General features: G+C 38.6%; 16 protein-coding genes and 1 other annotated feature. Of the genes, 14 read left to right on the forward strand and 2 right to left on the reverse strand.

All coding sequences use genetic code 11. The annotated features are described in order from the left end of the window. Nucleotides 1-2 precede the first annotated feature (2 nt). The 4 genes from queA to AC2CGN_RS08520 all read left to right on the forward strand — a co-directional run bounded on the left by queA (nucleotide 3) and on the right by AC2CGN_RS08520 (nucleotide 3,441). Nucleotides 3-1,043, forward strand: coding sequence for a tRNA preQ1(34) S-adenosylmethionine ribosyltransferase-isomerase QueA (gene queA / locus AC2CGN_RS08505; RefSeq protein WP_484513313.1), 1,041 nt, complete (start codon nucleotides 3-5; stop codon nucleotides 1,041-1,043). Between the two features lie 57 nt (nucleotides 1,044-1,100). Next, entirely contained in the window at nucleotides 1,101-2,246 is a 1,146-nt protein-coding gene (gene tgt / locus AC2CGN_RS08510; protein ID WP_313373070.1) for a tRNA guanosine(34) transglycosylase Tgt, read from the forward strand. Between the two features lie 172 nt (nucleotides 2,247-2,418). Then, entirely contained in the window at nucleotides 2,419-2,682 is a 264-nt protein-coding gene (yajC, locus tag AC2CGN_RS08515; protein ID WP_286924339.1) for a preprotein translocase subunit YajC, read from the forward strand. Nucleotides 2,683-2,805: 123 nt separating this feature from the next. Beyond that, entirely contained in the window at nucleotides 2,806-3,441 is a 636-nt protein-coding gene (locus tag AC2CGN_RS08520; protein WP_484513316.1) for a DUF421 domain-containing protein, read from the forward strand. Here the strand turns inward: AC2CGN_RS08520 and AC2CGN_RS08525 are convergent. Continuing rightward, nucleotides 3,438-4,955: a putative polysaccharide biosynthesis protein gene (locus AC2CGN_RS08525; protein WP_484513318.1), complete on the reverse strand. Its 1,518-nt coding sequence runs from the start codon at nucleotides 4,953-4,955 to the stop codon at nucleotides 3,438-3,440. The genes AC2CGN_RS08520 and AC2CGN_RS08525 overlap by 4 nt on opposite strands. Nucleotides 4,956-5,048: 93 nt before the next feature. Here AC2CGN_RS08525 and AC2CGN_RS08530 point away from each other — a divergent pair, with 93 nt between their 5' ends. Together AC2CGN_RS08530 and secDF are read left to right on the forward strand one after the other, a co-directional pair. Then, complete coding sequence (locus tag AC2CGN_RS08530; protein ID WP_283868901.1) at nucleotides 5,049-5,357, forward strand: post-transcriptional regulator; 309 nt, start codon at nucleotides 5,049-5,051, stop codon at nucleotides 5,355-5,357. Nucleotides 5,358-5,687: 330 nt separating this feature from the next. Then, on the forward strand, nucleotides 5,688-7,955 hold the full coding sequence (gene secDF / locus AC2CGN_RS08535; protein WP_484513321.1) for a protein translocase subunit SecDF: 2,268 nt from the start codon (nucleotides 5,688-5,690) through the stop codon (nucleotides 7,953-7,955). A 111-nt stretch (nucleotides 7,956-8,066) separates the two neighbouring features. Here the strand turns inward: secDF and AC2CGN_RS08540 are convergent, their stop codons facing one another. Then, a complete protein-coding gene (locus AC2CGN_RS08540; RefSeq protein WP_484513323.1) occupies nucleotides 8,067-9,755 on the reverse strand; it encodes a methyl-accepting chemotaxis protein in 1,689 nt (562 codons plus the stop codon). A gap of 318 nt (nucleotides 9,756-10,073) precedes the next feature. Continuing rightward, nucleotides 10,074-10,372: a binding site (T-box leader), on the forward strand. Between the two features lie 89 nt (nucleotides 10,373-10,461). On the opposite strand from AC2CGN_RS08540, the gene AC2CGN_RS08545 reads away from it, so the two are divergent. The 8 genes from AC2CGN_RS08545 to ltrA all read left to right on the forward strand — a co-directional run bounded on the left by AC2CGN_RS08545 (nucleotide 10,462) and on the right by ltrA (nucleotide 19,258). Then, nucleotides 10,462-11,799 carry a chorismate-binding protein gene (locus AC2CGN_RS08545; RefSeq protein ID WP_484513325.1) on the forward strand — a complete coding sequence of 446 codons (1,338 nt, stop codon included), beginning with the start codon at nucleotides 10,462-10,464 and terminating at the stop codon, nucleotides 11,797-11,799. Beyond that, on the forward strand, nucleotides 11,799-12,836 hold the full coding sequence (gene trpD, locus AC2CGN_RS08550; RefSeq protein ID WP_484513327.1) for an anthranilate phosphoribosyltransferase: 1,038 nt from the start codon (nucleotides 11,799-11,801) through the stop codon (nucleotides 12,834-12,836). The genes AC2CGN_RS08545 and trpD overlap by 1 nt, the downstream gene beginning before the upstream one ends. After that, the gene (gene trpC / locus AC2CGN_RS08555) at nucleotides 12,833-13,624 is read left to right on the forward strand and encodes an indole-3-glycerol phosphate synthase TrpC (protein ID WP_484513328.1); all 792 of its coding nucleotides are present in this window, start codon (nucleotides 12,833-12,835) and stop codon (nucleotides 13,622-13,624) included. Before trpD ends, trpC begins: the two co-directional genes overlap by 4 nt. Further along, nucleotides 13,621-14,235, forward strand: coding sequence for a phosphoribosylanthranilate isomerase (locus AC2CGN_RS08560; RefSeq protein WP_484513330.1), 615 nt, complete (start codon nucleotides 13,621-13,623; stop codon nucleotides 14,233-14,235). Before trpC ends, AC2CGN_RS08560 begins: the two co-directional genes overlap by 4 nt. After that, nucleotides 14,235-15,446 carry a tryptophan synthase subunit beta gene (gene trpB, locus AC2CGN_RS08565; protein WP_429985769.1) on the forward strand — a complete coding sequence of 404 codons (1,212 nt, stop codon included), beginning with the start codon at nucleotides 14,235-14,237 and terminating at the stop codon, nucleotides 15,444-15,446. The genes AC2CGN_RS08560 and trpB overlap by 1 nt, the downstream gene beginning before the upstream one ends. Continuing rightward, the gene (gene trpA / locus AC2CGN_RS08570; RefSeq protein WP_484513332.1) at nucleotides 15,443-16,234 is read left to right on the forward strand and encodes a tryptophan synthase subunit alpha; all 792 of its coding nucleotides are present in this window, start codon (nucleotides 15,443-15,445) and stop codon (nucleotides 16,232-16,234) included. Before trpB ends, trpA begins: the two co-directional genes overlap by 4 nt. 123 nt (nucleotides 16,235-16,357) lie before the next feature. Beyond that, the gene (locus AC2CGN_RS08575; protein ID WP_484513334.1) at nucleotides 16,358-16,648 is read left to right on the forward strand and encodes a single-stranded DNA-binding protein; all 291 of its coding nucleotides are present in this window, start codon (nucleotides 16,358-16,360) and stop codon (nucleotides 16,646-16,648) included. A 720-nt stretch (nucleotides 16,649-17,368) separates the two neighbouring features. Then, nucleotides 17,369-19,258: a group II intron reverse transcriptase/maturase gene (gene ltrA, locus AC2CGN_RS08580; protein WP_484513336.1), complete on the forward strand. Its 1,890-nt coding sequence runs from the start codon at nucleotides 17,369-17,371 to the stop codon at nucleotides 19,256-19,258. Nucleotides 19,259-19,307 lie beyond the last annotated feature (49 nt).

Consider the following 19,307-nt stretch of genomic DNA (forward strand, 5'->3'; position numbering starts at 1 on the left):
TCATGCGTGTAGAAGATTTTGATTTTGAATTACCAGAGGAGCTTATAGCCCAGACGCCACTTGTCGATCGAACAGCTAGCCGATTAATGGTTGTAACGCCTGGTTCAAATGAAGTGGAGCATCATCATTTTGCTCATATTTTAGATGAGTTACATGCTGGGGATTGCCTTGTGTTAAATGATACAAGGGTACTGCCAGCGCGTTTAATGGGTGTAAAAGAGGAAACAGGTGCCCATATAGAAGTATTGTTATTAAAGCAAATAGCTGGTACGGATGAATGGGAAACACTTGTGAAGCCTGCAAAGCGTGTAAAAGTCGGTACAGTTGTCTCATTTGGAGCTGGCTTACTAACAGCCACTTGTACAGGAGAGCTTGATCACGGTGGACGTACATTTGAATTTAACTATAATGGGATTTTTTACGAGATTTTAGAGCAGCTTGGTGAGATGCCATTACCTCCATATATTCGTGAAAAATTAGAGGATAAGGACCGATACCAAACCGTCTATGCCAAAGAACGCGGTTCAGCGGCGGCTCCAACGGCAGGTCTGCATTTTACGGAAGGCTTACTAGAACAAGTGAAGGCAAAAGGTGTAGAGGTTGTCTTTATCACGTTACATGTTGGACTAGGAACATTTCGACCTGTCAGTGTAGATTCCATTGAAAATCACGAAATGCATGCTGAATTTTATAGTGTTACAGAAGAAGCCGCTTCAACGATTAATCGTATAAAACGTAATGGTGGTAAAGTGATTGCAGTTGGGACAACTTCTACACGAACATTAGAAACTATTGGCTCAAAATATAATGGGGAAGTGCGAGCAGAACAAGGCTGGACATCTATTTTTATTTACCCAGGCTATGAATTTTCAGTGGTAGCTGGCTTAATCACAAACTTCCATTTACCGAAATCTACCCTTGTCATGCTTGTTAGTACGCTTGCAACAAGAGAAACAATTTTAAGTGCCTATCATCAAGCTGTAGCGGAAAAATATCGTTTCTTTAGCTTTGGTGATGCTATGTTTATTCGTCCAAAGAGATAATTAAGGATAAGAATCGGAGTACTGTTTTTACTTCAGATAAGAGAGGAATATTTATTTATGACACAACCAGCAATTCGCTATGAACTACTTCATACTTGTAAGCAAACAGGAGCACGTCTTGGTATCGTGCACACACCACATGGCTCCTTTGAAACGCCAGCCTTCATGCCAGTAGGTACGCAGGCAACCGTTAAAACAATGTCGCCAGAGGAACTAAAGGAAATGAATGCCGGTATCATCCTGTCCAATACGTATCATTTATGGCTTCGTCCAGGCAATGATATTGTCAAGGAAGCAGGTGGTTTGCATAAATTTATGAATTGGGATCGCCCAATTTTAACAGATTCAGGTGGCTTCCAAGTGTTCTCACTTAGTCAATTCCGAAAAATTGAAGAAGAAGGAGTTCACTTCCGTAATCATTTGAATGGAGATAAATTGTTTTTAAGTCCGGAAAAGGCAATGGAAATTCAAAATGATCTTGGTTCAGATATTATGATGGCCTTTGATGAATGTCCACCATACCCTGCAACTTATGACTATATGCTGCAATCTGTTGATCGTACAACTCGTTGGGCGAAACGTTGTAAGGAGGCACATCAACGTCCAGAAGAGCAAGGTCTTTTTGGTATTATTCAAGGCGGAGAATATGAGGAATTACGCCGTCGTTCAGCAGAAGCGTTAGTTGAGTTAGATTTTCCAGGATACGCTATTGGAGGGCTGTCCGTTGGCGAACCAAAAGATGTTATGAATAGAGTTTTAGAGTTCACTACACCATTAATGCCAGCAAATAAACCACGTTATTTAATGGGTGTTGGGTCACCTGATTCATTAATCGACGGAGCAATTCGTGGTATTGATATGTTTGACTGTGTATTGCCAACACGTATTGCGCGTAATGGTACACTAATGACTTCTGAAGGGCGCTTAGTAGTAAAGAATGCAAAGTATGCTCGTGATTTTGGCCCGATTGATCCGAATTGTGATTGCTATACTTGTAAAAATTATTCACGTGCTTATATCCGACATCTTATTCGTACTGAGGAGACATTTGGTATTCGTTTAACGTCATATCATAACTTACATTTCCTATTAAAATTAATGGAACAAGTACGTGAGGCAATCCGTGAAGATCGTCTAGGAGATTTCCGAGAAGAGTTTTTTGAGAAATATGGCTTTAATGGACCAGACGCGAAGAACTTCTAATATTTAGTAAAAAAATTATGAATTTGTGTGAAATGTGAATATTTCTAGCAAAATATTGTCTATGATAGAAAAAATATTAGTAATTATAGAAAATTTTTGGGCTTGTCCATCGCTTTTTAAGGGTGGAATAGTCTATACTAAAAAAAGTGATAATGGAAAGGGGGCAAGAATTATGAATTCGTATGTACAATTTATACCTATAGTGTTAATGTTCGTTGCAATGTGGTTTATCTTAATCCGCCCTGCTAAAAAGAGACAGCAGGAAACACAAAATATGCAGAGCAATTTGCAACGTGGAGATAAAGTAATTACAATTGGTGGCTTACATGGTGTGATAGATTCGATTGAGGATACAGCAGTAACATTGAAAATCTCAGAAAATGTCCGCGTAAAATTTGACCGTCAAGCAATTGGACGTGTTGTCAATGAAAAATAACTAAACTTCAATTTAAAGGCGTTGTCCAACAAAAATTTGGACAACGCCTTCTATACTTTAATCCCCATATCACTGTATAAAATGCAACATACACGGTCACCTTGTTAGTATGGGGGTGACTGTATGGAAGAATATTTAATTATTATTTTTAGAACATGCTTTATCTATGTGTTTATTTTAATTATATTCCGTTTAATGGGCAAACGTGAGGTTGGTGAATTATCCGTCATCGATTTAGTGGTATCTATTTTAATAGCAGAGGTTGCAGCATTTGCACTTGATGACGTTGAAACACCTTTAATAAATGCCATTCTACCAATTATCATGTTGTTTTTTATTCAAATAGGCAGTGCTTATTTTTCATTAAAAAATAAAAAGTTTCGTGATTTAGTGGATGGTGATCCTGTTTTACTAATAAAGGATGGTGTCATTTTAGAAAAAGAAATGCGCAAGCAACGCTATAATTTAGATGATTTATGTCAGCAATTACGTGAAAATGGTACTGCCTCTGTAACAGAAGTTGCTTATGCTTATTTGGAGCCCTCTGGCAATCTTTCTGTTTATGAGAAAGATGAAAAAGCATTTGTATACCCACTTATTATCGACGGTGATATTCAGGAAAGACATTTGAAACTCTTGCATAAGGATGCTGAATGGTTAATGTCTGAGTTAACCAAGAATAATATTCCGGATAGTAAAACGGTGTTTTTTTGTATTTGGGAAGAGAACCGGCTTCATATTCAACTGAAAGAGTCTTAAACCTTTTTCACTAATTTCCGTAGGTATCGGACATCCGTAAAACGTAGCTGATTTGAAAAAATTAAAAAACTAAATAGTAAAAATAACGTTACACAACTACTTAAAATAAAAGGTAAAGACATGATTGGTATTAAAAAATACTGAGTGACACAAACCGCAATAAAGCAGCTATAAGGCACTACAAACATTCTAAAGCCTGCGCGTAAATTTTTGCGTTGTCTGACTGTTGCGATATGCAAAAATGAAGTCAGTAATACACCAAATCCAATTGCCACTACCGCCCCTTTTTCCTGTATACCTGGCTGGGAAGCAAGCACGAACATAACAAATAGCTTTCCTAGACCACCGTAAATGGAGTTCATCATGGCAGCACGGGCCTCGCCAATTGCCTGTAATATCGAATGTAATGGACTTTGAATATAGTAAAAATAGAAAATAGGGGCTAATATTTTCACATAGCCGCGATTTTCCTGTAAATGAAAGAGCTTCATCGCAAGCTCATCACCATGAACAAAAAAGTACGTGGCAGCAAAACATCCCACTAGAGACGATAAACGCAATGATACGGAGATACGCTCCTGTAAAAGTGGTGTATGCTGACGCGCTACAGCATCGCTAACAGCCGGAATAAGGACGATTGAAAGCGCAGTGGATACAAAAGCCGGAAATAATAAAAGTGGCACTAGTACGCCCGAAATGACACCATAAAGAATCGTTGCTGCGGAGGCTGTCAATCCAGCCATTGTTAGGGCCTTTAAAAAGATAATCGGCTCTAAAAACCATGTAAAGGAACCAAATAGCTTGCTTCCAGCAGAAGGAAGGGCTACTCGCAACATGGGGGAGGAAGGATATGCCTCGATTTTGTTTTTTCTCGTCAATAATTTTTTCTTTGAGATAATATAATGCATCCACAAATATAAGAAAGCAATGACTTCAGCTAGAAGCGTAATCCCCATGGCAGAGGCTGCTGTAACAGAAGCGTTATTATAGTTTGCTACATATGGAAGCATAAATGTGATAAAGCAAATACGTACAAGTTGTTCAATCATTTGAGACCAAGCTGTTGGTGTGATTTTCGCGATACCCTGTAAATAAGCGCGCAATAGCCCAGAGCCTACTGATACCGGCACAGCAAAGAGCGCAATCCAGAGCGTAAAGGTTGTCTGTTCATTATGTAATAATGTAGTCGAGATATATGGTATTGCTAGTGCAACAGCTGGCATAAAAATGATCATGCCAATAAACGACCAAAGTATAGCCGTTCGCATAACACCGAAGATGCTTTCGCGTTTGTTTTTTGCTAGTAACTCTGCTACAATTTTTGCCACAGCGATAGGTAGTCCAAGTTGAATGAGTGAGATAAAGAAAATAAAAGCAGGATAGACGGTCATATAAATACCGACTGCTTCTTCACCAGCAATACGCATAAACTGCATTCTATAAAAGAAGCCAAAAAGTTTAGATAAAAAAATCACAAACATCAAAAATAGTGTACCTCGTACAAAAGAACTCATGCCATCCGTCCCTTCTCAAGCCGCAAAAATTCATTTACACTATTTGTATGCAAACATGTCTTACGATACAACTTTGATTGGAGATGATTCAAAATGAGTGTGCAGCATGAGCAGCTATTTGAAAAAATTCGTCCGGCAATTGATAGTAAGATAGGAGAGTTTCAGCATTATCAATATGATGCGATTACAGCAGAAGAACTTTGGCGCTATTGTATAGAGAAAAAATGGCGCAAAAAAAATATCGAACAATTACGATTACATGAGATTATCGCTACTATTTTTTCTGTATCTCCGTCGGATATTGTATCTTTTAATCAAGTAGAATTTTTACAAAGTAATAATTGGTTTGCAGAATTGAATGCGGAAGAGTTAAAAATGCTGCTTGGTCCAGTTAAAGCTTAAGAACTGTGTAGAATTTTTGTCAAATAATAAAAGAATACTAAAAGTGTTGAATTGACACCAAGCGCAACGTGTTTCATAATGAGTGTGTTGCGCTTTTTTTATTGAAATAAGTATTTTTACTGTCATACCTCTACTAGCTTTAAAAAAGTAGCGGTTAAAAAGATAAATTTGCGCGTTATGAACGATTGAAATAAGTAGAGCAATCTTTTTGAAGCACAGGCTACATTATTCTACAGGAAAAGGAGGAATAGACGTTTCAAAAAGATCTTGCTATTATACTTGTTTGTAGTGTAAGGAATGCCCTTACACCTATTCGAGGAGGATTTATAAATGAAACTAAAAAGTCGTATAGTTGCATTCGTACTATTAATGGTTATTTTTGTAGCAACCATTGGTACGACTGTAGGCGGCGTCTTAAAGGACATTAAGCTAGGCCTTGACTTACAGGGCGGGTTTGAAGTTCTTTATGAGGTGAAAGAATTAAAAGAGGGACAAAAAATTACACCAGAAGTAGTGTCTGCAACAGCATCAGCTCTTAGTAAACGTGTAAATGCTATTGGGGTAAGTGAACCAAGCATTCAAGTTGAAGACAAAAACCGCATTCGTGTGCAATTAGCGGGTGTCGAAGACCAAGAATCAGCACGTAAATTATTGTCTACTTCTGCAAATTTAACTTTCCGTGATGTTGATGACAATTTACTATTAGACGGTGATGACCTAAAGCCAGGTGGAGCAAAGGATTCCTTTGACCAGCAAAATCGTCCTATCGTATCATTAACGTTAAAGGATGCGAAAAAATTTGCTGATATAACAAGTAAAATTGCGGCTAAGCCAGCAGGTGAAAATTTACTCGTTGTATGGCTAGATTTTGAAGAGGGTGTGGATTCATATAAAGCTGAATCACAAAAAGCGAAGCCTCGCTATGCATCTGCAGCAACAGTTAAGGAACGATTAGATACAACAGATGTTATGATTAGTGGTAACTTCACAGTTGAAGAAACGAAAAATTTAGCGGGTATATTAGAGGCTGGGGCACTTCCAGTAAAGCTTGATGAAATCTATTCTACGTCAGTTGGTGCACAATTTGGTGACCAAGCTCTAAAAAGTACTGTTTTTGCAGGTATTGTGGGTGTAGTATTAATTTTCTTATTTATGCTATTCTATTACCGTTTACCTGGCTTTATTTCCATCATTACACTTGCCATTTTCACTTTCTTAGTACTAGTTGTATTTGATTGGATAAATGCAGTGTTAACACTTCCGGGTATTGCAGCGATTGTTCTTGGTATAGGTATGGCTGTTGATGCCAATATTTTAGCAGCTGAGCGTATTCGTGAGGAACTACGTGTAGGCCATTCAGTAAAACAAGCATTCCAAATTGGCTCGAAGCAGTCTTTATCAGCAATTATCGATGCACAGCTAACTACATTATTAGCAGCTGCTGTATTATTCCAATTCGGGACAAGCTCTGTTAAAGGGTTTGCAACAACATTAATTATTAGTATTTTACTAAGCTTCTTAACAGCTGTTTGGGGTTCTCGTGTACTATTAGGTTTACTTGTCAACAGCGGATATATCAACAATCCAGCTTGGTTTGGTATTGCGAAATCGAAACAGCATAGCTTAGATGAAAATATCGGTACATTAGATTTATCAACAAAATTTGATCGCTTTGACTTTGTACACAATCGTAAGAAGTTCTATACATTCTCATTAGCTATTTTAGTGGCTGGTTTAGTGGTCATTGGTGTATTCCGTCTAAACCTTGGTATTGATTTCTTAAGTGGTACGCGTGTCCAAATTGAAGCGGATCAGACATTAACAAAAGAAGAAGTATCTAAATACTTAGATAGTATCGGCTTCTCATCTGAAGATATTATTTTGGCAGGTGAAAAAAGTAACTCTGCGGTTATTCGTTATAAACATGACCTATCACAAGCGGAAATTTTAAAATTCAAAAAAGAAGCAGGAGAAAAATATGGTCATGAGCCTGGGGTAAGTACAGTGTCACCAACAGTTGGTAAAGAGCTTGTGATTAACGCAATCAAAGCTCTATCACTGGCAGCTCTTGGTATCATTATCTATGTAGCAGTTCGTTTCGAGTGGCGCATGGGTGTTGGGGCAATTGTCTCGTTACTACATGACGTATTCTTAATTGTTGCGGTATTTAGTTTTATGCGCTTAGAGGTCGATATCACATTTATAGCGGCGGTATTGACGATTGTCGGTTACTCCATTAATGACACGATTGTTACGTTTGACCGAATGCGTGAAAACTTGGATCGATACGATACGATTAAAGACCGTGAAGTGTTAGCGGATATCGTTAACAAATCACTTCGTCAAACAATGGGTCGATCTGTTAACACAGTGTTAACAGTTATTATCGTGACAGTGGCACTTCTTATTTTAGGTGCACCGTCGATTCAAAACTTCTCAATTGCGTTATTAGTTGGTTTAATAACAGGTATGTATTCATCTATCTGTATTGCTGCACAAATCTGGTATTCATTAAAAATTCGTGAAATGAAAAAATCAGATGGTCAAATACACAAAAAAGAGAAAAAACAATGGGGTACTGACGAGCCTACTGTTTAATATATGTCTTTAAATTAGGAGCAGGGAAGGAAATTTTCTTTCTCTGTTTATGATAAAAAAGAATCTGCAATGCTTTCATTGGAAAGTTGCAGATTCTTTTTGTTTTTTCCATTAAAGTCTAAATTGATGTAGTAAAGCCTGTAGTTGCTGGGCGTTATCACTTAGCTCCTCAGCTACTGCATTGACCTGCTGCATTGTGGCTACTTGCTCATCAACTGCATGGGCTATAATTTGGGCGTTATTAGCTGAGATATCTGCACCAGAGGCGATTTCCGTTATAGAGGCCGCTACTTCTTGAGCGCCAGCTGAAATTTGTTCCGACGTGGCTGAAATATTTTCAATCTGGTCTGTGAAGTCTTGAACAGATGATGAAATGGCTTCAAAGGCATCACCTGCCTCGTAAATTTTAGCTACACCGTCTTGAACAGATGCCAAGCCTTCCATGACAGCATCCCCCACATTTCTTGTATCCATTTGAATCTCATTGGTAATAGCCACAATTTGACTCGCAGATTGTTTAGATTCCTCTGCAAGCTTTCGCACTTCATCTGCGACGACTGCAAAGCCTTTGCCATGTTCACCAGCTCTTGCTGCTTCGATAGCAGCATTCAATGCTAATAAATTGGTTTGCTCTGTAATGGCTGTAATTACTTTTGTAATTTGTCCAATAGCTTCAGATTGTTTACTAAGTTTTTTTGTTAGATCAGCAATACGTGTCGTAGTTCCAGATATTGTATCCATCTGCTCTTTGGCAGTTAAAATGGTTGTACCTCCTGTATGGGCAAGCTGTGTCATATTGAGTGCGTTGTGATGTAAATATTGTGTAGCCTCAGCGATGCGTTGTACACCAGCAGCGGTTTCATCCATAGCGATTGTATTTTGCTGGGCTGCATTAGCCGAAGAAGTTAAGTGACTCGTTGTTTCTTTTACACGATGTGCAATCTCGCTTGAAGTCGCTGTCACTTCCTCAGTGCTTGCAGAAAGCTCTTCAGAAGCAGCAGATAAATGCATAGAGCTGTCTTGCACACTTCCTATTAGCTTAGATAAATTTTGTTTTAATGTATTAACTGCTGCAGCAAGAATACCAATTTCATCTTTTGAGCGATAGTCAAGTTGGGCAATTGTTAAATCGCCTTGTGATAATGCATCAGCTGCCTCAATCACCTGTCGTAGTGGTTGAACGATAGCGTTTTTCACAAAATTCATAAAGTATAATCCTACAATAACACTGATAATAAACAATGTAATGGAGATGATGATAGCTCTTGATACAGTTAGATTAACATTTTGCTCAACTTTTTGAAGTTGTTCCTCATGGTATTCTAATAGCTCTTTTGTCAAAGCATAGATTTCCTTATTATATTTTGTCACATCATTATTTATGTAGGATAATGCTAAATCAGTATTACCATTAGTAAATGCTTGTATCGCCTTTTCGGAACTAGCCAGTAAATCGTTTTGTAATGCAGATACTTGCTCCATAATATCTTTTGTATAATCTGAACGTACGATACTAGTCAATTCTTTAGTCGTCTGAGGCAATAACTTTTCATACCTTTCTAAATTAGCTTTCGCCGTCTCATCTTTACCATTTAAAATATAGGAACGTAAAAATAGACCTTGAGAGGCAATTTGCTGCTGTATTTTTTCTGTTAATTGCATTTGGACAATTCGGTGATTTAATGCCTCTTCTATATCTTTTTTAGCCATTTTAAATTGAAGAAATGAGAGAATACTTAAGATTAGTAGTAAACAAATTAATGCTATAAATCCTATATTTAGTTTTTTGCGAACGGACATCTACGTTCCTTCTTTCCTTCATAATATTAGAGAATCAATGTTCTAAAATTACTATAACTTGATATTTTTGCAAGGTCAATACTTGGCAAAAGCTTTAAATTAGGTAGTTTTACTTCCTTTTCGTTGGATAGATGAAAGAGATTTTTACTAATATAGTTTTTCATCATTCCATACATATTTTTTCTTTTTCTCAGAATTCATTGACAATTCCAGTGGTTTGACATAGAATAAGGCTAACTTTTTGTTCGGTAATGGTAGAAGGTCTCGGGAGCGAGGCTAGCCATAGAACAGATGAGCTGAGTTTAGATAAGAATAGCTGAGAAATTGTTGAATAAGAATAGTAGCATAAGCGTGCAATTTAGAGAGTCAGTGGATGGTGTGAACTGATTTGTAGCTTATGTGAATGGACTTATGAGAGTCGCTTTTATAAGAAAAGCGAACGGCTTCCCCACGTTATAGGGGGTGTTTTAACTACTTTATTGACCACGTAAAGGTTAAAAAGTTAGACGTCTTCGGACTATCTTTGCGTAATGGATTTGTCATGCGTAGACAGAGCACATAAGGGAGAGCAATATGCTCTAATAAGAGGTGGCAACGCGGTCTTGATCGTCCTCTGCAATTAGGAAATTCCTTTTTGCAGAGGGCTTTTTTTATTTTTCTGCAATTTTTACCTTCATATGGAATTTTAGAAAGGAGCTTGGTACTTATGCTATCTACGAGTTCAAGAACAAAGATGAAAACGATTAATGGTGATTCTTTAACACCGATTTTAATTTTTAGACGCTTACAAGGTAATCATAAATTTTTGCTAGAGAGTTCAGCCCAGCATGAGGGAGCAGGACGTTTTTCTTTTATTGGTGCTAACCCTAGAAAAACATACAAAGGCCAAGGAGATGAAATTCAAGAGTACTCCTATAAAACAGGAAAAACATATACACATCAAGGTGATTTATTTGTGTTATTGAAAAGATTAATGCCGCGGATTTCCAATACTACACTGTTCCCGTTTTCAGGTGGTGCTGTTGGTTATGTAGGTCATGAGACAACTTCAATTCCCTCTGAACAGGTTAATGTGGAGCTACCCGCTGTGCATTTTCATGTTTATGAGACAGTTATTGTTTTTGACCATGTAACAGACGAGGTTACACTGATTCATACAAATATAGATGCAGAAAAAAAGGAACCCAATTTAGAAGAGCTAGCACAACAGCTGATAAATGCTAGAGAGGCTGAGGATTCAGATTGTCATTATGCTCCAAAGCAATCAGCAGCAAATGAACATTTTGAGAGCTCTCTTACTGCTATTAAAGATATTTTGGATGAAGAGACGACAAGGATTGTGCTATCGAAGCGCCTAGTAGCTGATTTTAAAGGAGATACTTTCGCTCTATATCGTCAGCTAAGAAAGAAAAATCCTGCAGCCTATATGTATTATATAGAATTTGAGGATCATGTTGTTTTAGGTACCTCTCCTGAAAGTCTTATTCGAGTTAAGGGTGAGCGGGTTATTGCATCGCCAACTGAAGGAACGCTTCCTAGAGGTAAAACGAAAGGTGAAGACTTGGAACAAGAACGAAAGCTAGTGGAAAACACAAAAATGAGAAAATCTCATGAGGTACTTGTTTCCGCTATTCAGCAAGAACTGCAGTCAGTTTGCTTCCGAGATTCGATTCAGGTGATTGAAGCGATGAAAATGGAGCGTTCAAAGCAAGCTTTACACATGACATCTAGAGTAGAAGGTCAAATTTTACCGATGCTTCATGCACTTGATGTCTTAGCCGCGACATTACCACCCTTTGCACCAACCGAAATTCCAAGTCAGGCTGCTGGTATTTTTGGGGGTGCCCTTGGATTTATTGGCTTCAATGGTCATCTTGATTTTGCCTTAACAGGAAAATCAATGGTGATAGCCAATGAATCGATGCATATGCAAACAACAATAACGGTCACGAAATATACAAATACCAATGAAATTACGCAACAGGTAGAAGAGGAAGAACGGGGTTTTTTACAGCTAGTTGAAAAAGAAGGAGGTCAACATTAATGGAAGCAATTCAGCAAAAGGTTCAGCTGCGAGAGCATCTCATTTATGAAGAAATGCTGGAGGCAGCAAATTGGATGTTCCATGATGATACACCGAAGGAGGAAATTGCTAGCTTTCTAACAGCATTATCGACGAAGGGTGAAACAGCGCATGAAGTAGCGGCATTGGCAACGGTTATGCGTTCATTTGCCCTTAATGTACCTACAAATGGAAGTGTATATATGGATAATTGCGGTACAGGTGGTGATGGTTTGAATACCTTTAATATCAGTACTGCCTCTGCTTTCGTTTTAGCTGGAGCAGGTGTGCAAATGGCTAAGCATGGTAATCGCAAAATTTCCTCAGCATCAGGAAGTGCGGATGTTTTAGAAGCACTCGGTATCCATACCAACATTACTATTGAGCAAACTGTTGAATTGTTGGAGACAGAGGGAATTGCATTTCTATATGCCCCAAATGTGCATCCGAAATTAAAGCGTATTGGTGAGGTGCGTCGATCTCTAGGTAAGCCAACAATTTTTAATCTTGTGGGCCCTCTTACGAACCCAGTTTCATTATCAACGCAATTTACGGGTATAAATCGACCTAATTTTGTCATGGAGTACGCTTCGGTTTTACAAATGCTTGGACGTGAGCGGGCGATAGTTGTTTCTGGACCTCAGGGGTTAGACGAGGCGTCATTAGCTGGGCAAAATACCTTTGTCTTGGTGGATAAGGGAGACTTAATTCCTTTTTCATTAACTGCAGAGGATGCAGGGCTTAGCTATGCGCCACTAGAGTCAATCCGAGGGGGAAATGCAGATGAAAATGCCGTTATTATGCGAAAATTATTAGCTGGTGAACAAAGTACTTACTTTGACACAGTATTATTAAACGCTGGTATTGGGCTTTTTAGTGATGGTAAAGCTGAAACGGTTAAAGAGGGCGTAGACATGGCGAGAGATAGCATTTTTAGTGGGCGTGCATTACAGAAATTAGAAGCAGTCGTTGCTTTCAGCGAGAAAATTAAAATTAAAGAAGTGGGGGTTGGACAATGAATATATTAAATAAAATTATTGAACAGAAAAAAATAGAGGTTTGTGCTTTACTTGAACAGCCTGACCCACTTGCGTATTTTACAGAAAAGCCACGCCCATCATTATTTGAGCAATTACGAACATCGGACACATTACAGGTGATTTCTGAGATGAAGCGTGCATCGCCTTCTAAAGGGCTTATCGCAGAAGGAGCAGATCCAGTTGCTCAAGCAAAAATATATGAACAAGCAGGAGCAGTGGCTATTTCTGTACTAACAGATAAGGAATTTTTTAAAGGCTCCTTTAAGGATTTAGCCGCGGTAGCCGATGTTGTTCAAATCCCTCTTCTTTGTAAGGATTTTATGATTGACCGTGTACAAATTCGATTTGCCAAAGCATCAGGTGCATCCATTATTTTATTAATTGTCGCTGCATTAACAGATGAGATACTGCGAGATTTATATAGCTATGCAACAAGTTTAAATTTAGAGGTATTGGTTGAAGTGCATGATCTTCAGGAGCTTGAACGAGCTTTGGCAGTAGGAGCTCAACTGATTGGCGTTAATAACCGTGATTTACGTTCCTTTGAGGTGAGCTTAGAACGAACACGTGAAATTGCACAAGCTTTCCTGTTCGAAGAGGAGCGCGTGTTAATTAGTGAAAGTGGTATTTGGAACCAGGAAGATGCTAAAACGGTGGCAGCAATGGGAGCCAGTGGTGTTCTTGTTGGCGAGTCCTTGATGCGTAGCGGTGATGCAGGAGCTGCACTAAAAAATTTACAGGTAAGTAAAATGGAGGCATCTGTATGACAAAGGTTAAAATTTGTGGACTGAAGGAACAGCAGCATGTTCGAGCGGCGGTTGAGGCAGGGGCAGATGCCATTGGTTTTGTCTTTGCCCCAAGCAAGCGCCAAATTACTATTGAACAGGCACATCAATTAGCAAAAGATGTACCAAGAGAAGTTTTGAAAATAGGAGTCTTTGTTAATCCAAGTGTGGAGGAACTACGAGCCGCTGTAGAAGGTGTGCCACTAGATTATGTGCAGTTCCATGGTGAAGAGACACCTGAATTTATCCGTCAGCAAGGTTATCCAGCAATTAAGGCGCTATCAGTACGCGATAAAGAAGATGTTCGTGCGGCTGCTAATTATAATGTTGACTATTATTTATTCGATGCACCAGGCACTGATTTTAAAGGCGGAAGCGGCCATACATTTGATTGGACACTTCTAGAGATGGCAGGGATTCCGCGAGATAAATTAATATTAGCGGGTGGTTTGAAAGCTGAAAATATTGCGGAGGCTGTATCGCTAGTATCGCCCTATATGGTAGATGTATCGAGCGGTGTGGAGACAGATGGCATAAAGGATGAAGCAAAAATAAATGCATTTATCCAGGCTGTAAAGAAAGGAAGAGCATAATGGTAAATTCAATTGCAAATAGCGTACCAACAAAGGAAGGACGTTACGGAAAATTTGGAGGACAATTTGTTCCAGAAACATTAATGACAGCCTTGCAGGAATTAGAGTTAGCTTATGATGAGGCAATGAGCGATCAGAAATTTACGGATGAGCTAGCCTATTATTTACAACAATATGTTGGGCGTGAGACACCGTTGTACTACGCAGAAAACTTAACACAGGTGCTGGGTGGTGCGAAAATTTACTTAAAGCGAGAAGATTTAAATCATACTGGCGCCCATAAAATCAATAATGCCATAGGTCAGGCACTACTGGCTAAACGTATGGGGAAAAAGAAAATTGTAGCGGAAACAGGAGCAGGGCAGCATGGCGTAGCAACGGCAACAGCATGTGCACTATTAAACCTTGAGTGTGTTGTCTTTATGGGTGCTGAGGATATCAAACGTCAACAGCTAAATGTATTTCGCATGGAGCTACTTGGTACAAAAGTGGAGTCTGTTGAAACAGGGTCTAAAACATTGAAAGATGCTGTAAATGCTGCACTTCGCTATTGGGTGACAAATGTTGAGGACACGCATTATATTTTAGGCTCAGCTTTAGGGCCACATCCATTCCCAAAAATCGTCAGAGACTTCCAGCGTATCATTGGTGTTGAAACGAGACAGCAAATGTTAGAAAAGGAAGGTCGTTTACCAGATGCAGTTGTTGCCTGTATCGGTGGTGGCAGTAATGCAATTGGTATGTTTCATCCCTTTGTCGATGACGAAGCTGTAGCGTTATATGGTGTGGAGGCTGCTGGAAGTGGTATTGAAACAGGAAAACATGCAGCGGCTATTGCCGGTGGTCAGCTAGGTGTTTTACATGGAGCATATATGTATTTATTACAGGATGATAATGGCTTTGTACAGGAGGCGCACTCTATATCTGCTGGGCTAGATTATCCAGGGAAGGGCCCAGAACATTGCTATTTACATGATATTGGCCGTGCTCATTTTGATGCGATTACAGATAGTGAAGCACTTGAAGGCTTACAGTTACTAAGTCGTACAGAGGGCATACTTCCTGCATTAGAGAGCTCTCATGCTATTGCTTATACAGCAAAGCTGGCGAAAACAATGTCTTCAGATGACATCATTGTTATATGCTTATCAGGCCGAGGAGATAAAGATGTTCATACAGTCCGTAAAGCATTAGGAGGGGATGTATCATGACAACATTACAGCAGGCAATTGAACAAACAAAAATTGCTGGTCATAAAGCATTTATACCATATATTATGGCAGGAGATGGTGGGCTAGAAACGTTAAGACCAACGATTTTAAAGCTTCAGCAATTGGAAGTGACGGCTATTGAGGTCGGTATCCCATTTACAGACCCTGTTGCGGATGGTCCAACAATAGAACGAGCAGGTGAACGAGCATTAGCGGCAGGTGTGACATTACGGAAGGTGCTAGAAGAACTGGTCTCCTTTAGAGCAGAGATTCATGTACCATTAGTGGTTATGACTTATTTTAATCCTATTTTAGCTTATGGCTTAGAGGAATTTGCGAAAGCATGTGTGGCAGGGGGGATAAAGGGGTTAATCGTTCCTGATGTTCCATTAGAGGAAAGTGCTATATTACAGAAGGCATTAAATCCCCATAATATTGACATCATTCAACTAGTATCGTTAACAAGTCCACCTGAACGAATCGCACGTATCGCGGCTGCTAGTCAGGGTTTTATCTACGCTGTTACAGTCAATGGCATTACTGGGGCTCGCTCAAGCTTTGCAGATGATTTAGATGGCCATTTTGCTCGCTTATGTGAAGTAAGTGAAATTCCGGTTATGGCGGGATTTGGTATTTCAACACCTGAGCAGGTAATTAGTATGGGTGCGCTTAGTGATGGTGTTATTGTTGGTAGTGCGATTGTGACGGCACTACACGAAAAAAATTGGCATAAGATTGAATCATTAGTGCTCGCTTCTAAAGGTGTGCTAGAGAAGTCTACTCTTTAATGAGTAGGCTTTTTTTATGAAAGGGGACAGAAACAAGAATTTAGCAGTTAAAACTAACAATCTAACTGATAGTGTCAATCAGATAGATTTTCGGTATAATAGCCTTCGTAAGGAAGTGAAAAGATGATTCTATCAAAAAAAAGATGGCGGGTGGAGCGACCAGATGCCAAACTCGTACAAACATTACAAAATGACCTACAGCTATCTGCAATTGCAGCAAAGATTTTAGCGGCACGAGGCTGCACAACAACCACTGATGCAGAGAGTTTATTAAATATGACAGAAGCAAATATTCATGACCCATTTTTAATGTATAACATGGCAGAAGCTGTGGCACGTATTGAGCGAGCACTTGAAAATGGAGAAAAAATATTAGTGTATGGCGATTATGATTGCGGTGCGACACGTTTTTAAGTGAAAAGCTTAGACACTAGGGAACTGCTTAAATTCCCTGGGAGAACTGATTTCTTGATAGGTGGAATGATTGGGTAACGCCTTGAAACGCCTACTCTGATACTCCGACATGCTTTTACTAAGGTTAAATAGTGAAGTATGAAGCTCGGTGAAGTCGGCAGAGAGATACCGTAATTTTACAACGTGGATAACTAAATATTCACAGTAAACACGAAAGCTGTCTAGAGGTAGATGGTGTGTCCTATATGCCGGGAGTCCATAAAGTATCTATGGTTAGAATGTGTTATAAAAGCACTGACGAATCTCTGAATGTACAGGTCTAGACGTAGACATTGTAGAAATGCAATGGGTGGCAGTGCCATCGTATGTGTGGGTAAGTAAGAATCCGCAGTTATGAAAGCCCATAGCTTGTTACAGGCAAGTTCAAGCATACAGGACTATAGGAGAAACCTAAGGATATATGTACGGATAAGGAAATTGGAACGTGGAAAGCGGAAGATGTGGAGGTACTAACCTACCGTTGAAGCAGTTCAGTATATAAAGGGATATCCTACTAAAACTGATTAACTTTCCGTGATAGTGGAGCCACAGTACCTAAGAAACCGTGATAATAAGCGGTGGAGGGATAGGCTCCAGTCGGAACTTTCAAAGACTTATAAATGCATAACAAATCACAGATTCGAGTATGACTAATAGAATCACCACTTGAGAAAGGGGCTGATGTCTGTGGCAAATTCACGAATCGCAAAACATGTTAAAAAGTCCAAGTTAAGAAATGCTGAATATTATAGTATGCAATCAACATTTGACATGCTATATGACCAGAGTAAAAACAATAGTAACTTCAAAAACTTAATGGGGATTATCAGTTCGTCTGAAAACATTAAGTTAGCGTATCGTAATATTAAGAAAAATACTGGCAGTAAAACAGCAGGGGTAGATGGTCGAACAATCGAACATATATCGAAGCTTACGGAGGAACAATTCATCCTCTCTGTCAGAAACAAATTAAGAGATTACAAACCGAAAGCAGTAAGACGAGTTGAAATACCCAAGCCTAATGGTAAAACAAGACCACTAGGAATTCCTGCAATTTGGGATAGAATAGCCCAACAATGTATTTTACAAGTTCTTGAACCTATAGCAGAGGCAAAATTCTCAGGTAGAAGTCATGGATTTAGACCAAACCGTTCAGTAGAAAATGCAATTGCACAAAGTTATCGGTTAATGCAAAATTCTAAAATGTCTTACGTAGTTGACATAGATATTAAAGGATTCTTTGATAACGTATCACATGCAAAATTATTAAAACAAATGTGGATATTAGGTATACAAGATAAAAACTTACTCACGATTATTTCTAAAATGCTTAAAGCCAAAATCAAAATGCCAGATGGAAAAATTATTGAGAATGAGAAAGGTACACCACAAGGAGGAATTCTCTCTCCTTTACTATCTAATATTGTTCTCAATGAATTGGATAGATGGATTGAAAGCCAGTGGGAAAACACTCCGATTTGTAAGGATAAAATAATTATTCGAAAAGATAGAGGGAATTCAACAGATAAAGGAAATCAATATTACCATCTAAAGAAAACCCGATTAAAGGAATGTTACATTGTTCGATATGCAGATGATTTTAAAATATTCTGTAGTAATCCTAATCATGCGAAGAAGTTATTTATCGCAGTCCAAAAATGGCTAAAAGATAGACTTGGCTTAGAAATTAGCGAAGAAAAATCAAAAATCGTGAATCTTAAAAAGGACTATTCTGAATTTCTAGGAATCAAAATGAAGTTAATTCCAAAAGGTCACAAATGGGTAGTTAAAAGTCATATGTGTGATAAAGCAGTACAGCGCACTAAGAATAACCTTAAAGAAATTATTAATAGTATTCGATATGATAGTGGCTCAAATGACCAAGCAAGAAAAATAGCACTATATAACTCAACTGTAATAGGACTTCATCAATATTTCCGTATAGCAACAATGATAGCCGAGGATATGGGAAACATCGCATATGAAGTAAATGCGTGTTTGAAAGACCATCGAATGAAACGGCGAATCAAGAAAACGGGTGTTATCACTTCTGATTTCATCAAGAAAGAATACGGAAAAAGCAAGCAACTTAGATTTATATCACGAGAACCGTTTCTACCTATTGGCTACATTAAACACAAAAGTCCAATGATGAAACGAAATGTAGTAAATGCATATACAAAAGAAGGTAGAGAAGAAATTCATAAAAGCCTCTCTACTATCGATGTTGGTGTACTTCGTTTCTTAATGGAACATCCGATTTCACAACGAAGTGTCGAATACAACGACAATCGAATTGCATTATACTGTGCACAAAGAGGTAAATGCCATGTAACAGGGCAAGAACTAAACCCGATGACGCTTCACTGTCATCACAAAGTACCACGATTGCAAGGTGGTACTGACGAATACAAAAACCTCTGCCTCGTTGATAAATACATTCATATCTTAATACATGCTAAAGATGAAGAAACAATCTCAAAGTATAAACATCTAATTACGAACATGAAAAGTTTAAACAAGTTAAATACGCTAAGAGAGAAATTAGAAGTAGAACAATTAACAATCTAATTTGGACGATTAGACATATAAGAAAAGTGAATTCTGTTAAGTTATGTAG

This window comes from Lysinibacillus sp. DFXJR4, assembly GCF_057196045.1.